Origin of the sequence: Kitasatospora sp. NPDC097691 (assembly GCF_040302665.1) — a bacterium.
Lineage (GTDB): Bacteria > Actinomycetota > Actinomycetes > Streptomycetales > Streptomycetaceae > Kitasatospora.
In genome coordinates, this window is the sequence record NZ_JBEORY010000037.1 from 1 (window position 1) to 15,047 (window position 15,047).

General features: G+C 72.9%; 14 protein-coding genes. 7 read left to right on the forward strand and 7 right to left on the reverse strand.

Annotated features, from left to right (window positions below):
• Positions 1-411, forward strand: a 411-nt coding sequence (locus tag ABTY56_RS24100; RefSeq protein WP_350631109.1) for a hypothetical protein, incomplete at its 5' end; no start/stop codon positions are given.
• A gap of 497 nt (positions 412-908) precedes the next feature.
• A complete protein-coding gene (locus ABTY56_RS24105) occupies positions 909-2,546 on the forward strand; it encodes a M4 family metallopeptidase (RefSeq protein WP_350631111.1) in 1,638 nt (545 codons plus the stop codon).
• Between the two features lie 213 nt (positions 2,547-2,759).
• Here the strand turns inward: ABTY56_RS24105 and ABTY56_RS24110 are convergent, their stop codons facing one another.
• The gene (locus tag ABTY56_RS24110) at positions 2,760-3,122 is read right to left on the reverse strand and encodes a winged helix-turn-helix transcriptional regulator (protein ID WP_350631185.1); all 363 of its coding nucleotides are present in this window, start codon (positions 3,120-3,122) and stop codon (positions 2,760-2,762) included.
• Between the two features lie 221 nt (positions 3,123-3,343).
• Here ABTY56_RS24110 and ABTY56_RS24115 point away from each other — a divergent pair, with 221 nt between their 5' ends.
• On the forward strand, positions 3,344-4,024 hold the full coding sequence (locus tag ABTY56_RS24115; protein ID WP_350631113.1) for an NADPH-dependent F420 reductase: 681 nt from the start codon (positions 3,344-3,346) through the stop codon (positions 4,022-4,024).
• A 128-nt stretch (positions 4,025-4,152) separates the two neighbouring features.
• Here ABTY56_RS24115 and ABTY56_RS24120 read toward each other — a convergent pair whose 3' ends face one another.
• Together ABTY56_RS24120 and ABTY56_RS24125 are read right to left on the reverse strand one after the other, a co-directional pair.
• Positions 4,153-5,130 (reverse strand): ABC transporter substrate-binding protein, encoded by a 978-nt coding sequence (locus ABTY56_RS24120; RefSeq protein ID WP_350631115.1) that lies wholly within the window; start codon positions 5,128-5,130, stop codon positions 4,153-4,155.
• A gap of 161 nt (positions 5,131-5,291) precedes the next feature.
• Positions 5,292-6,080 (reverse strand): MerR family transcriptional regulator, encoded by a 789-nt coding sequence (locus tag ABTY56_RS24125; RefSeq protein ID WP_502893175.1) that lies wholly within the window; start codon positions 6,078-6,080, stop codon positions 5,292-5,294.
• Positions 6,081-6,254: 174 nt separating this feature from the next.
• On the opposite strand from ABTY56_RS24125, the gene ABTY56_RS24130 reads away from it, so the two are divergent.
• Genes ABTY56_RS24130 through ABTY56_RS24140 form a run of 3 tightly spaced genes read left to right on the forward strand, consistent with a single transcriptional unit; the run spans position 6,255 to position 9,789 of the window.
• Positions 6,255-7,871, forward strand: coding sequence for a flavin-containing monooxygenase (locus ABTY56_RS24130; RefSeq protein ID WP_350631119.1), 1,617 nt, complete (start codon positions 6,255-6,257; stop codon positions 7,869-7,871).
• A gap of 35 nt (positions 7,872-7,906) precedes the next feature.
• Complete coding sequence (locus ABTY56_RS24135) at positions 7,907-8,887, forward strand: alpha/beta fold hydrolase (protein ID WP_350631120.1); 981 nt, start codon at positions 7,907-7,909, stop codon at positions 8,885-8,887.
• On the forward strand, positions 8,884-9,789 hold the full coding sequence (locus ABTY56_RS24140) for an SDR family oxidoreductase (RefSeq protein ID WP_350631122.1): 906 nt from the start codon (positions 8,884-8,886) through the stop codon (positions 9,787-9,789). The genes ABTY56_RS24135 and ABTY56_RS24140 overlap by 4 nt, the downstream gene beginning before the upstream one ends.
• A 100-nt stretch (positions 9,790-9,889) precedes the next feature.
• Here the strand turns inward: ABTY56_RS24140 and ABTY56_RS24145 are convergent, their stop codons facing one another.
• Positions 9,890-11,278, reverse strand: coding sequence for an aminotransferase-like domain-containing protein (locus ABTY56_RS24145; protein ID WP_350631123.1), 1,389 nt, complete (start codon positions 11,276-11,278; stop codon positions 9,890-9,892).
• 197 nt (positions 11,279-11,475) lie between these two features.
• Between ABTY56_RS24145 and ABTY56_RS24150 the strand changes: the two genes are divergently transcribed.
• Positions 11,476-12,138 (forward strand): LysE family translocator, encoded by a 663-nt coding sequence (locus ABTY56_RS24150; RefSeq protein WP_350631125.1) that lies wholly within the window; start codon positions 11,476-11,478, stop codon positions 12,136-12,138.
• Positions 12,139-12,175: 37 nt separating this feature from the next.
• Here ABTY56_RS24150 and ABTY56_RS24155 read toward each other — a convergent pair whose 3' ends face one another.
• Genes ABTY56_RS24155 through ABTY56_RS24165 form a run of 3 tightly spaced genes read right to left on the reverse strand, consistent with a single transcriptional unit; the run spans position 12,176 to position 15,029 of the window.
• Complete coding sequence (locus tag ABTY56_RS24155) at positions 12,176-13,315, reverse strand: serine hydrolase domain-containing protein (RefSeq protein ID WP_350631127.1); 1,140 nt, start codon at positions 13,313-13,315, stop codon at positions 12,176-12,178.
• On the reverse strand, positions 13,312-14,247 hold the full coding sequence (locus tag ABTY56_RS24160) for a DUF6895 family protein (RefSeq protein ID WP_350631128.1): 936 nt from the start codon (positions 14,245-14,247) through the stop codon (positions 13,312-13,314). Before ABTY56_RS24160 ends, ABTY56_RS24155 begins: the two co-directional genes overlap by 4 nt.
• A complete protein-coding gene (locus ABTY56_RS24165; RefSeq protein ID WP_350631129.1) occupies positions 14,244-15,029 on the reverse strand; it encodes a hypothetical protein in 786 nt (261 codons plus the stop codon). The genes ABTY56_RS24160 and ABTY56_RS24165 overlap by 4 nt, the downstream gene beginning before the upstream one ends.
• Positions 15,030-15,047 lie beyond the last annotated feature (18 nt).

The window sequence follows — 15,047 nt, forward strand, 5'->3', positions numbered from 1 at the left end:
AGCCGCCCCGCGTCCTGCGGCGGCAACAGCTGGAGCACCATCGTCAGCGTGAAGCACCAGCGCCCGATCGGGATGAGCAACGACAACCTGAACGGCGACAACCCGATCGTGCTCGGCGGCGCCACGCAGTTCGGCTGGGTGCGCTCGACCAACCCCGGTTCGTGGATCCTCTTCAACGCCTGCAACAACGGCGGCCCGCAGCTCGTCCAGACCACGGACGGGAGGGTGGTGTTGAGCAGCGGGTTCAGCTTCCTCACCAACTGGACCGTCCGCAACGGCTCCACCGCGGGCTCGTACACGCTGGCCGACTACATGAACTCGGTCTGCATGACGGACAACGGCCTGGGCAACGCGATCACCATGGTGGCCTGCACGCCCGGCAACACCGCGCAGGAGTGGCGCTTCCAGTAGCGGCGAAGGGGGCGCACTAGCAGCCCCGGGCGGGTCGGGCAAGGGTGAGGGGTGGCGGAACCTCGCCAGCTCGGCGCCGCGGGGCTTGTGGAAACTTCTACACAGATGTAAAAGTCGATTGCCGGTCGACCGGATTCGCTCGCCGAACGTCGGTTCGGCGGGCGGACGGCCGTCGGCGCTGACGGTCGGACATGGTTCGGACGGGAACGGCATGCGCGTTGCGGTGGAATGCCCCGGTTCGACCGTCGACTGAACTCTCTTCACCCGATGGCGGGACCTGGCCAACCCTTGAAGTGGACCTGTCATTTCGTCTGATGGGTTGTCATGCTTCTGGTCATCCCCCAGCGGTAGCCCCCACCCCCACCCCTTGGTGGCGAGCCGCTCGACTGCACGGGATCTCAGCACGTCAGCGCCCGTTCCGCCCCACAGGTGCCGACCCCGGCCCCCGGGACGTGGTGCGACCGCGCCCAGACGCGGTATCCCGGAAGGACTCGTACGTGAAGCGAAAGCTCGCGGCTGTCGCCGTACTCTCGGCCACCGCCCTGCTGACCGGTGTGATCCAGACGAGCACCGCCGCCCAGGCCGTCCCCGCCGACCCGCCGCAGGCCCAGGCCGCCCGGCAGCAGGCCACCGTGCTCGCGGTGGCGAGCAGCCAGGCCGGCCCGCTCGCCAAGGCGCTCGGCCTCGGCGCCAAGGAGCAACTGGTCGCCAAGGACGCCGTGGTGGACAAGAACGGCACCCGCCACCTGCGCTTCGAGCGCACCTACGCCGGCCTGCCGGTGATCGGCGGCGACCTGGTCGTCCACCAGAAGGCCGACGGTGTCGTGAAGTCGGTCTCCAAGGCGGTCGCCGCCAGGATCGACCTGCCGAGCGTGACCCCGGAGGTCCCGGCCGACCAGGCCGCCGCGCAGGCCACCGGTGCGGTCAAGGCCACCGTCGGGGCGACCCTCGACGCCGACCAGTCCCCGCTGGCCGACGTCCACCAGACGGGCCAGCCCCAGCTGGTGGTCTGGGCCACTGACGGAAGCCCCCGCCTCGCCTACCGCACCACCGTCGAGGGCGTGCGCGCCGACGGTACGCCGAGCAGGCAGGTCCTGGTCACCGACGCGGCGAGCGGTCGGGTGCTCTCCACCCACGAGAAGGTCCAGACCGCCGCCGGCACCGGCAAGGGCGTGTTCGTCGGCCAGGTCCCGCTGACCACCGCGGAGAGCGGCGGGCAGTACCAGCTCAAGGACGAGACCCGCGGCGGCCAGTCCACCACCGACATGGGCAACGGCACCTCGGGCAGCGGCTCGTTGTTCGCCAACACCAGCAACAGCTTCGGTGACGGCACCGCCGGAAACCGCGAATCCGCCGCCGTGGACGCCCAGTTCGGTGCCGCCACCACCTGGGACTTCTACAAGAACACCTTCGGCCGCAGCGGCATCAAGAACGACGGTGTCGGCGCCCTCAGCCGGGTGCACTACGGCTCCAACTACGTGAACGCGTACTGGGACGACGACTGCTTCTGCATGTCGTACGGTGACGGCAACAACAACTCCGCCCCGCTGACCGAGCTGGACGTGGCCGGCCACGAGATGACCCACGGTGTCACCTCGGCCACCGCCAACCTGAACTACTCGGGAGAGTCCGGCGGCCTCAACGAGGCCACCTCGGACATCATGGGCACGATGGTCGAGTGGTCCGCCAACCTGCCCTCGAACCCGCCGAACTACTGGATCGGCGAGCTGATCAACATCAACGGTGACGGAAAGCCGCTGCGCTACATGGACCAGCCGAGCAAGGACGGGAGCTCCGCCGACTACTGGTCGGCCGACGTGGGCAACCTGGACGTGCACTTCTCGTCCGGCGTGGCGAACCACTTCTTCTACCTGCTGTCCGAGGGCAGTGGCGCGAAGAGCATCAACGGGTTCGACTACAACAGCCCGACGTACGACAACTCGACGCTCGCCGGCATCGGCCGGGACAAGGCGGCGCAGATCTGGTACAAGGCGCTGACCACGTACTTCACGTCCACCACCGACTACGCGGGCGCCCGTGCGGCCACCCTCAGCGCGGCGGCGGACCTGTACGGCTCGGGCGGCACGGAGTACAACGCGGTCGCCGCCACCTGGACCGCGGTCAACGTCAACTGACCCGGGGCGACCGAACCGTCCTCGGGCCCGAGTCGGCCGGCCCGAGCCCGAGGACGCGTCCGCACGAGGCCCTGCCGGGCCGTGGGTGCCGGCCGGTCGGGTCGTAGGCGGCGGGGGCGACGGTGTGCGGACCACCGTCGCCCCCGCCGCGTTCACGTGATGTGACGTGACGTCAGCTGCTGCGTGCGTCGTACGACTCCTGATGGCGCCACGTCAGACACGGCGTGCGCCGTGCGACTCCTGGGAGGCGAGGACGGCGTCGCCGTGTTCGGCGGCCCAGGCGCCGAGTGCGCGGATCGGGCCGAGCAGGGCCGTGCCCGCCCGGGTGAGGGCGTAGTCGACCCGCGGCGGCGCCTCGGCGTAACGGCGGTGCTCCACCAGGCCGTTGTACTCGAGCCGCCGCAATGCCTCGTTGAGCACCTTCGGGCTGATCCCGCCGATCCGGTCGAGCAGCGCCCGCGGGCGCATCGGGCCCCGCTCGCCGAGGACGTGGACCACCACGCTGTCCCAGCGGTTGGCGATCACCTCGAAGGCCAGCCGGGCACGGCAGTCGGCGGCGAAGACGGCCCCGCCCAGGTCGTCGCCGTCCTCGCCACCCGTGACCTCCACACCGCCCGTGACCTCGTCGTCCTCGTCGCTCTCCCGCTCGTCGATCCCGTCGCTGCGGCGGCTCGTGGTGTCCATGCGGCCATCCTGCCCGAACCGATGCCTACCGGGCGGTGTGCATCGGCCCGTCTAGCGTGCCGGCAAGGCAGTTCGCGCCGGCTGTGGTCCGGCGACGACGGTGAGGAGTTGACATGAGGATCGGCATTCTCGGGACGGGCGCCATGGCGGCGGCCCTCGGCGGGGCCTGGGTGCGGGCCGGGCACGAGGTGCTCGTGGGCGGGCGCGACCCGGAGGCGGCTCGCCAACTGGCCGCCGGGATGGGCGCGTCGGAGGGCGGCGACCTGGCGCAGGCGGCACGGTTCGGCGAGGCCGTGCTGCTCGCGGTGCCGGCCGATGCGGCGGTGCCGGTGGTCGGGCCGCTGGCGGCCGACCTGGCCGGGCGGACCCTCCTGGACTGCACCGTACCGATGGCCCCGGGCGCGGGAGGCCCCCACCTGACCACGGCGGGCACCGCGGACTCCGTTGCCGCGCGGCTCGCCGCCACGGCTCCGGCGGCCCGGGTGGCCAAGGCGTTCGGGATCTGCCACGAGAGCATCTGGACCCTGTCGCGGCCGGCCTTCGAGGGCGGCGCGCCGCTCGGCGTCCCGTACTGCGCAGACGACCCGGCCGCCGCCGCACTGGTCGCCGACCTGGTGGTCTCGATGGACTGCGTGCCCGTGCACTGCGGCGGCCTCGACCGAGCCGGTCTGCTGGAGGCGACGGCCGTCTTCGCGATCGGTGTCTGGTGGTCCGGCGGCGAGGCGCGCCGGGTCTTCCCGTCGCCGGCTCTGGCACCGGGCGTGACGGACGACGACGAGGGCGGGGACAGATGACTGCGGGCGGGTGACAGATCACAGCGGACGGATGACAGATTTCAACATCTGTCATCTGTTATCCGTCATCTGTCATCCGTCAGCTGTTCGCCGTCGTCCGGTGGCCGCCCGGCGGGACCCGGAGCCCGTCACCCGCCCGCCGGTGCCAGGTCCTTGCGGATCTCGTCCAGGATCAGACCGGCCCCGGTGTACCCGATCCCGAGCATCCACAGGTTGTCGTCCACCCGGAACACCCGCCCTTTGCGGACGGCGTCCAGGTTCTTCCACAGCGCGCCCTCGGTGATCTTCCCCTGATCGGACTTGGTCGCGTCCCCGTACACCGAGTAGAAGATGGCGTCGGCCGCCGCCTGGTCCACCTGTTCGGGGCTGATCTCCATCGAGAAGCCGGGCTTGTCCTGGTTGGCGGGTCGGCCGAGCCCGAGGTCCTTGAACAGCGAGCCGACGAAGGTGTCGTTGAGGTACAGCCTGGTCGGCGCGCCCGCCAGGAAGCGGGCCATCTCGACCCGGGTGGCTCCGGCTCCGGCCGGCCCGCCGAGTGCGGTCACCAGGTCCCGCAGCTTCGCCTGGTAGGCCGCGTCCGCCGCCGCGGCCTCGGCCTGGCGGCCCAACGCGTCGGCGTGCAGCCGGACGTTCTCCTTCCAGGTCGGGCCGGTGGTCTTGGAGAGGACGGTCGGCGCGATCTTGGACAGTTCGTCGTACCGCTTGTCGTCGCGGACCTGGTTGCTGAGGATGAGGTCCGGCCGCAGCGCCGCGATCGCCTCCAGGCTCGGCTGGCCGATCGTGCCGACGGCCTTCGTCCCGGCCAGCCGATCGGCGGGGAGGTAGCTCGGGAACGGCGCGCCCGCGCTGACGGTGGTGGCGCCGACCGGGGCGAGGCCGAGGGTGACCGCCGAGTCCAGGGCGTCCGTGTCCAGCACCACGACCCGCTCGGCCCGTGCGGGCACGGTGCTCTCGCCGCGCGCGTGCCGGACGGTCCGGGTGCCGCCGCTGCCGGGGGAAGCGGCCTTCGGGGTGGGGGAGTCGGGTCCGCAGGCGGTGAGCGCCAGGCCCGGGGCGAGCCCGGCGGCGAGGCCGAGCACGGCGCGGCGGCTGAGGGGTCTGGGCATTGTGGCACCTCCAACAGGCGGGCGGGGCGCGGGAATCCCTGCCCGCGCGGCCACCCGCTTACGCCTCCGACCGCAGCGGTCCGGTCACGCCCCGGAGTCGCAGCGGCCTGTCACGCCCCGGAGCCGCAGCGCCCGGCACGTCCCGGAGACGCAGCGTCCTGTCACGTCTCGGAGCCGTTCTCCCGGCGTTGGCGCAGGAGTTCGTCGTACTCGGCGTGCACCCGGCGGTCCATCGCGAGGGCGAACTGGGCATCGGCGACGGTGCGGGCCAGCGGCCGCACCCGCAGGATGCGCTCGGTGAGCCGGACGGCCTCTCCGGGCGGCAGCGGGGTGTCGGCGGCCAGTGCGCTGAGCAGGTGCTCGGTGACCACCTCGATGAAGATCTCGGCGATGGCGTCCACGTGCTCCCGGGTGCGTCGGCTGGCCTCCAGTACCGCCGAGAGCGGCACGCCCTCCGCTACCAGCTCGGTGGTGGCGTCCATCAGTCGACGGCTGACGTGGGTGATCCCGTCCTCCTCGACGGTGATGTAGCCCTGCTCGATCGACTCGGCGGTGTTCTCCTCGGTGAGCTGGTCCCCGAAGGCGGCCTTGAGTTCCTCCCAGTCGAGGCGCACCGGGGTCTCGTCCGACCACGGCGCGACGATCGCCGCTTCCAGGCCGATCAGGTCCGCGACGTCCCGCCCGCTCTCGCCGGCGCCGATCAGTTCGGCGATCCCGCCGAGGGTGTGGCCGCGTTCCAGCAGTTCGCCGATCATCCGCAGCCGGGCCAGGTGCTCTTCGCCGTACCAGGCGATCCGGCCCTCCTTGCGGGGTGCCTGGAGCAGTTTGCGCTCACGGTAGAAGCGCAGGGTGCGGGTGGTGATGCCGGCCGCTTCGGCCAGTTCCTCCACCCGGTACTCGCGTTTTCTGTCGCCCGCAGCAGCTCTGACCTTGTCCACGGCGATCAGCATAGGTCCGTCGGCTCGGAAGGCTCCCGGGATCGGTGTCGTCGCGCTTCTTCCATCCGGTGTCAGCAAGGGCTACCCTGCCCATCATGCCAGTGATTACTGGCGCGATTGACAGGGTTCCGGGGCAGGCCCCCGGAGAGCGCGACGATCACCGCCCCACCCTCAGGAGGAGGCCGCATGGCATCCAGCAGCAAGCGCCCCCGCTCCGGCGCGTCCGGCGTCGACGGAGCGCCCGGCGCGCCCCGCACGCCCGAAGCGTCGTCCGCGACCGAGGCCCGCGCGGCGGAGGAGGCCGTACCGCACGTCCGGGTGGCGGTGATCGGCTCAGGCTTCGGCGGCCTCGGTGCCGCGGTCCGGCTGCGCCGCGCCGGGATCACCGACTTCGTGGTCCTGGAGCGCGCGGACTCCGTCGGCGGCACGTGGCGCGACAACAGCTACCCCGGCTGCGCATGCGACGTGCCCTCGCACCTCTACTCCTTCTCCTTCGCCCCCAACCCCGACTGGCCGCGCAGCTTCTCCGGACAGCCGGACATCCGCGCCTACCTGGAGAAGGTCGCCACCGTCTTCGGGCTCCGGCCCCACCTGCGGTTCAACACCGAGGTGCTGGAGGCGCGTTGGGAGAACGACGAGACCCGCTGGCGGATCACCACCTCGGCCGGGCAGTGGACCGCCGACGCCGTCGTCTCCGCCGCCGGACCGCTCGCCGACCCGCAGATCCCCGATCTGCCCGGACTGAGCGGCTTCACCGGCAAGGTGTTCCACTCATCCCGCTGGGACCACGACTTCGACCTGGCCGGCAAGCGCGTCGCCATGGTCGGCACCGGCGCCTCCGCCGCCCAGATCATCCCGTCGATCCAGCCCGAGGTCGGCAAGCTGACCGTCTTCCAGCGCACCCCGGCCTGGGTCCTGCCGCGCCGCGACCGCGAGATCACCCAGCTGGAGAAGTGGCTGCACGGCCGCCTGCCGGTCACCGCGAAGATCCGCCGCGGCACCCTGTTCGCCCTCCGCGAGCTCCAGGTCGACGCCTTCGTCCGCCGCCCCGGACTGCTGCGCATGGTCCAGCAGCTCGCCGAACGCCACATCGCGCAGGGTGTCCCGGACCCGTCCCTGCGCGCCAAGCTCACCCCGGACTACCGGATCGGCTGCAAGCGCATCCTGCTCAGCAACACCTACTACCCGGCGCTCGCCGCCGCCAACACCGAGGTCGTCGCCTCCGGCCTGCGCGAGGTGCGCGGCTCCACGCTGGTCGCGGCCGACGGCAGTGAGCACGAGGTGGACGCCATCGTCTTCGGCACCGGCTTCCACGTCACCGACATGCCCATCGGCGCCCGAGTGTTCGGCGTCGACGGCACCAGCCTGGCCGAGGAGTGGAAGGACGGCATGGAGGCGCTGCGCGGCTCGACCGTGCGCGGCTTCCCGAACCTCTTCTTCGTCATCGGGCCCAACACCGGCCTCGGCAACAGCTCGATGATCCTCATGATCGAGTCCCAACTGAACTACATGATCGACGCGTTGACCACGCTCGGCTCGATCGGCGCCGCCGCGATGCAGCCGACCGTGCGCGCCCAGCGCCAGTGGAACCTCGAACTGCAGCACCGGATGGACCGCACGGTCTGGACCACCGGCGGCTGTCGCAGCTGGTACCTCGACCCGAGCGGCAGGAACACCGTGCTCTGGCCCGGCTCCACCGCCTCCTTCCGTCGCGCCACCCGCAAGGTGGACCTCGGCGAGTACGAGCTGATCATGCGCGCGGCGCCGGCCGCCGCCCGTACCGTGCAGGAGGTCTCCGCGTGAGCGCCGTCGTCCTGCCAGCTGAGTACGAACACCCCATGCCGGTTGAGGAGTTGACCGTCCGCTCGGCCGACGGCATCCGGCTGCACGTCGAGGTGCACGGCCAACCCGGCGCGCCCACCGTGGTGCTGGCACACGGCTGGACCTGCTCGACCGCCTTCTGGGCCCCGGTGATCCGTGAACTCTCGGACCGCTACCGGGTGGTGGCCTACGACCAGCGCGGCCACGGGAACAGCGAGATCCCGCCGAGCCGGGCCCGCTACTCGACCCGGGCGCTCGCCGAGGACCTGTCCGCCGTGCTGGCCCGGACCGTCCCCGCGGGGGAGCGGGCCGTCCTGGCCGGGCACAGCATGGGCGGCATGACCATCATGGCCGCCGGCGGTCGCCCCGGGGTCGCCGAGCGCACCGCCGCCGCCGTCCTGATCTCCACCGGGCCGAGCGAGCTGGTGGCCGAACTCACCGTCCTTCCCCCGGGCGTACGCTCCCCGGGCCTGCGCCGCTTCCTGCACCGGCAACTGCTGCGCTCCCGGATGCCGCTCGGACCGGTCTCGCCGGTCAGCCGGGTGGCGCTCAAGTACGCGACCATGGGCCCGAGTTCGCCCGCCGGTCAGGTCGAGGCGACGGCCCGGATCGTGCACGCCTGCCCGACCGCGGTCCGCGCCAACTGGGCCGCGGTGCTCGACCGGCTGGACGTCCGCTCCGGGCTCGCCCGGCTCACCGCGCCCACCGCGGTCGTGGTCGGTACGAACGACCGGCTGACTCCGCCGGTGCACGCGCACCGGATGATCGTCGAACTCAAGGATCCGCAGGGGCTGTTGCTGCTTCCCGGAGTCGGACACATGTCGCCGCTGGAACGCCCGGCAGAGGTCGCCGCCGAGATCCACCGGATGGCCGCCGAGTACCTGGCCGCCGAGTACCTGGTCGGCGCGCCCGCCGACACCACGCCCGCCGACAGCACGCCCGCTTCGGCCGTTGTCGCCACCGCTGACCCCACCGACGAGAGGACCACCGTCGCATGAACGCCATCCCGCCGTTGTCCGCGCAGGTCGTCGTCGTGACCGGGGCCGCCCGCGGGGTCGGTGCGTCGCTGGCCCGCAAGCTCGCCCGGCGCGGGGCCAAGGTCGCCCTGCTGGGGCTGGAGCCGGAGGAGCTGAAGGCCGTCGCCGCCCAGTGCGGGCCGCACGCGACCAGCTGGGACGTGGACGTCACCGACCTCGACGCCCTCGACGACACCGCCCGTCGGATCAAGGAGCACTACGGGCGGATCGACACCGTCGTCGCCAACGCCGGGATCGCCATCGGCGGACCGCTGACGGACAGCGACCACCGGGCGTTCAGCCGGGTCATCGAGGTGAACCTGCTCGGCAGTGTCGCCACCGCGCGGGCGTTCCTGCCGGCGCTCATCGAGAGCCACGGCTACCTGCTGCAGATCGCCTCGCTCGCCGCGCTGACGCCGGCGCCGCTGATGAGCGCGTACTGCGCCAGCAAGTCCGGGGTGGAGGCCTTCGCCCACTCGATCCGCGGCGAGGTCGCCTATCAGGGGGTGAAGGTCGGCGTCGGGTACCTGAGCTGGACCGACACCGACATGGTGCGCGGGGCCGACGAGGACACCGTGCTGAAGCAGATGCGGACACGCCTGCCGTGGCCGGCGAACAAGACGTACCCGCTGGAGCCCGCGGTGGACCGGATCGTCGCCGGGATCGCCCGCCGGTCCGCCCACGTCTACGCCCAGGCCTGGCTGCGCGGGATGCAACCGGTCCGCTGGCTGCTGCCGAGCCTGATCGCGGTGGTCGGCTCCCGCGACGTCGCCCGGCTCGCCCCTCAGCTCGCCGCCACCGCCGCGAGCCGCCGGCGTGCCGTCGGCGCCGGGGGTGCGGCGGACACGGCGGCCCGGGGGAACCACAGCGGCTCGGGCAGCTGACGGCTGACGCCTGCCGGGTGACGGGCGGCTGGTGACGGGTAACAGCTGACAGGCGACAGCTGACAGACGACAGATTTCGAAATCTGTCAGCTGTTCGCTGTCACCCGTCACCCCGCCGGGCCGCTACACCGTCACCCCGCCAGGCCGTCACACCGTCACCCGTCCCCCCGCCCTCCGCCGCGATCCGCACCAGCGTCTCCAGCGCCCGCGCCAGGACCGGCAGCGGCGGCGAGGCGAGTCCGACCCTGACGGCGGACGGAGAGCGCCGCGGATCCACGGCGAACGCCGTCGCGGGCGTGACCGAGATCCCGGCGCGCGCCGCCGCCGCGACGAAGGCCTCCGCTCGCCAGGCCCCCGGCAGCTCCCACCACAGGTAGTACGAGCACGGGTCGGCCCGCAGCCGCTGCCCCGTCAGCACCTCGCGCGCCAGCAGCTGCCGGGCCGTCGCGTCGGCCCGCTTCGCCGCCTCGACCGCGGCCAGTGCGCCGTCCCCGATCCAGCGCACCGCCGCCTCCAGCGCGAACCCGCTCGGCGTCCACCCGCCCGAGCGCAGCGCGCCCGCCACCCGATCCCGCAGCACGGCGGGGACGACCGCGAACCCGCAGGTCAGCCCGGGGGCCAGCCGCTTGGAGAGACTGTCCACCAGAACGGTGCGCTCGGGCACCAGCGCGGCCAGCGGTGTCAGTTCGGGCCGCAGGAACGACCAGATGGCGTCCTCGACCACCGGCAGGTCGAGCCGTCGCAGCTCCTCCGCGAGCGCCGTCGCCCGCTCGCGCGGCAGGCTCGTGCCGAGCGGGTTCTGCAACCGGGGCTGCACGTAGACGGCACGCAGCGGCGCGGCCCGGTGGGCGGCCGCGACCGCGTCCGGCAGCAGTCCGTCCTCGTCCATGGCCAGCGGCACCAGCCTGATGCCCAGCCGCTCCGCCACCGCCTTGACCACCGGATACGTGAGCGCCTCCACCCCCAGGCGCTGCCCGGGCGGCACCAGCGCGGAGAGCGCCCCCGCGATGGCCTGCCGCCCGTTGCCCGCGAACAGCAGGTCCGCGGGGTCGACCTCCCAGGAACCGGTCGACAGCAGGCCGGCGAGGGCCCGCCGGGCTGCGCCCGTCCCGGCCGCGCCGATCGGCCGCAAGGCGTCCCCGAGCGCGTCCGCGCGGAGCAGCGGCGCGAGTCCGCCCGCCAGCAGCTCGGCCTGTCCGGGGACGACGGGGTAGTTGAGCTCCAGGTCCAGGGGGCCGGTGGCGGGCTCGGCGAGCGCGACCCGTCCGCCGTCCGTCCCCCGCCCGGCCCGCACGAATGTTCCTCGTCCGACCTCCCCGACGGTCAGCCCGCGTCGGGCCAGTTCCCGGTAGACCCGCCCCGCCGTCGAGGCGGCGATGCCCCGGCTGCGGGCGAAGGCACGCTGGGTGGGCAGCTGCTGTCCCGGCCGCAGCCGCCCGTCGGCGATGTCGGCGGCGACCCGGTCGGCGATCAGGCGGTAGTCGTCCATCGGTGGCTGGCCTCCCGTGTGCCGTGCCCGTGTGCTGCGCCCGTGTAGCTGTGCCTGCGTGCCGTACCCCCTGGGCCGTGACCCGTGTGCCGTGCCAGTGGGCGGCCGTACCCGTGTGCCGTGCCCGCCCCGGGCGCATTGCACCGAGCGCAAAGTCATCATTGCATCGAGCCGACCACCCGTCCTAGCCTCCCTGCATGGACGCGTTGACAACCGCCGTGGACGGCCACGCCGTGCTCGGGATCGCCGCCGTGGCGCTGGGCATGGTGCTGTCGCCGGGGCCGAACATGATCTACCTGGTCTCACGCTCGATAGCGCAGGGCCGCCGCGCCGGGCTGATCTCGCTGGTGGGGGTCGGCGCCGGCTTCCTGGTCTACCTCATCGCGGTGACGGCGGGGGTGGCCGCGGTGTTCTCGGTGGTGCCCGCCCTCTACACCGCGATCAAGCTGGCCGGCGCCGGCTACCTGCTCTGGCTGGCCTGGAAGGCGGTCAAGCCCGGCGGCACGGCGGTCTTCGCCCCGCAGCAGCTGCCGCCGGACCCGCCGCGCCGCCTCTTCACGATGGGCTTCCTGACCTGCCTGCTCAACCCCAAGATCGCCATCATGTACATCTCGCTGCTGCCCCAGTTCGTGGCGCCGGAGCGGGGTCACGTCGCCCTGCAGTCCCTGTTGCTGGGCCTGATCCAGATCGCGATCGCGATCACCGTCAACGGCCTGATCGCGATGAGCGCGGGCAGCATCGCGACCTTCCTCAACCGTCGCCCGGCCTGGCTGCGGGTCCAGCGCTACGTGATGGGCACCGTTCTCGCCGGCCTGGCCGTGCGCATCGCCGCCGACCGCGCCAAGGCGGTGGCGGTCTAGGGACGCCGACCGGTCGCGGTCCCGGGTCGGTGGTTCGTCAGTGCCCCGTCCGGCAGCCGGCCGCCGTCCGCAGCACCTCGTACGCCGCCTGAACGAGGCGCCCGTCAAGCGCCGGTGCGGTGTTGGCCAGGACGGCGACGGCGGCCGAGTCCGCCGGCGCGAACCCCACGAACGCGGTGAAGCCTCGGGTGCCACCGGAGTGGAAGTAGAGGTCCCGGCCGCCCGAGCGGCGGTTCGTCCAGACCAGGCCGAGCCGGTCATCCGAATGTGGCAGCCGCAGTCGGAGCTGCTGGACGTCCCGCAGGGCGGCATTCAAACTGCCGTCCCTGCCGGGGAGATGGCATCGCAGGTAGTGCAACAGGTCGGCCCCGGAGGACCGTACGGCGCCTGCGCCCGGCAGCCCGGGGATGCGCCACGGCGGGAGCGCCCGTCCGCGGTGGTAGCCGATGGCCGGGTGCAGGGCGTCCGGGGCGCAGGTCGTGGCGCGCAGACCCAGTGGCTTGCAGACCCGATCGGCGAGCAGCTCCTCGTACGGCAGCCCGCCCGCCTCGGCGAGCAGCCTGCCGAGCAGACCGACCCCGTAGTTGGAGTACCCGTAACGGCTACCGGGCTCGCAGCGAACCGTCGTTCGGGCCAGGCCGTCCCTCAACTGCTGGTCGCCGAAGGCGGCGTACGGATTGCTGAGCCAGGTCGGTACCGCGCCGGCGAGAAGTCCCGGCGGCAGCCGGGGCAGGCCCGAGGTGTGGGTGGCCAGGTGGAGCAACCGGATGGTTTCAGGCGACCCCGACCGCGACCACGACTGCGACTGCGACCACGACTGCGACTGCGACCACGACTGCGACTGGGGCCGCGACCCTGAACGCGAACGCGAACGCGAATGCGAACGCACCGTCGCCGGACGCCAGCCGGCCGGCAGGTGTCTCTCCACCGGGTCGGCCAGGGCGAGTTCGCCGGACGCGGCCATCCCGGCGAGCAGCAGCGCGGTGAACGTCTTGCTGACGGAGCCGAGTTCGAAGACGGTATCCGGTGTGCACGGCGGCGCGTCGGCCTCCCGAGCCAGGCGGCCGTGGCACCGGACCTCCTCCCGGTCCCCACGTGTGACGGCGACCGTGATGGCGGTCGCGTACGGCGCGGCGGCCCGGACCGCCGCGGCGATCGCGGGCTCCAGTCCGCTCACGCGGTCACCGGTGTGCCGCCGAGGGCGCGGGAGAGGGCGACGGTGGCGGCGACCACCCCGACCACGGCGGTGTGTCCGTGGTCGCGGAAGGCGTCCTCCGGGTCGTCGTAGTCGGGCATCGATCCCTCGCAGGGGATCAGGCCGTCCGGCTGCTGGGCCGCGGCCAGTGCCTCCCAGCCGGCCCGGCCGGTGACCGGCTCGCCGATGCACGAGTCGACGATGAGCAGCTCGCCGGCGAGGTCCCACTGCTCGATCTCCAGCCAGATGTCGAGCCAGACCGGTAGCCAGTCGTGCAGGTAGTCGCGCATCGGCTCGGGGAGGCAGTCGGGGCGGGCGCCCCAGTCGGTGAGGTGGAAGACGGTGTGGGTGACGTGGTACCCGATCACCCAGGCGATCGTCCAGGGCTCGGGGAGGGCGCCGAGCCAGGTGTTCCCGGCGAGTGCGGTCCAGTCCGGCTGGTGTTCGAGCCCGGCGATCCGTCGGGCGTTGGCCAGGGCGAGCCGGCGGTTGCCCGGGATCTCGACGGCGTGGACGGCGCGAAGCCGCCCGATGGAGTTGAGCAGTTCCTCCAGCGGGGCGTGACGGTAGCCGACGCGGGCGAAGTGGCCGTAGGTCTCCAGCGGGTCGATGACGGTGACGTGCCGGAGCTGGCGCTCGTACAGCAGGTCGCCGTCGCGCAGCTGGGACCAGGCGGCGTCGAGGAGTTCGCGTGCGAGCGCGGCGTCGTGCGGGCCGGTGACGCCGTCGCGCAGCACCAGGGAGGAGGCCAGGGCGACTTCGCAGAGCGGCTTGTAGACGTCGTTCGGTTCGGCGAGGTCGATGACGGTGTTGTCGGCCAGCCTGCCGTAGCCGCCCTGGTAGCCGGCGTGCAGCCAGGCCAGCGCGCGGGAGCCGAGCTGTTGGGCGGTGGCGAGCACCTGGGTGTCGGTCATCTCGGAGCCCCGTTCGACAAGGCGTGGGCGATGGCGAGTTCGAGGCCGGCACGGGAGGTGTCGTCGGTGACCAGTCGGATCCGGTCCAGGATCGGTTCGATCTCCAGCCGCACCGGTCGGCCGTCGGCGTGGGCCCAGGCGAGCCAGCGGACGAGCCGGACGGCGGTGGCGGGGTCGCGCCGCAGCATGGCACGGACGGTGCCGCGGGCGAGGTCCAGGGTGCCCGCGCGGGCGGCGTCGTGCACCGGGCTGTCCAGCCCGGGCAGCGTGAGGACGGACAGCTGCGCCATCCGCCCCGCCCAGACCCGCCAGCCGAGCTCAGCGCGGTCGGGCAGCGGGGAGGGCGAGGCCGAGGGCGGGGTCGAGTCGAGCAGCGGCGTCGAGGAGGGAGCGGAGGGCGAGGCCGAAGAGTGCGGGGAGGTCGGCTGTGCACCGTCGCCGTACGGCGTGCGGGCGAGCAGCCGGCCGGCCGCCCAGTCCTGCCACGCGATCACCAGTGCGGTGTCCTCGGAGGCGGGTACCGGCGCCGGGAGCGCGCGTCGCGCCTCGGCCAGGAGTGCGGCGGTGGCGGGGTCGGGTTCGGCCCCGGCGAACAGTTGCGGGGCGAACAGGTCGGCGCCCAGGATCCGTACGGCGGCCAGCAGGGGGCGGGGTGCGGCGGTGTCGGGGTCCGTGAGCGCGGCCGCACCCCCGCCGTCCCGGAGGGCGTCGAGGGTGCGACCCGCCACTCGCTCGACCGCCGCGGCGTACTCGTCACGGAGTGAGGTCTCGGCGAACGGCATGGTGAAGGTGTCCTCCTC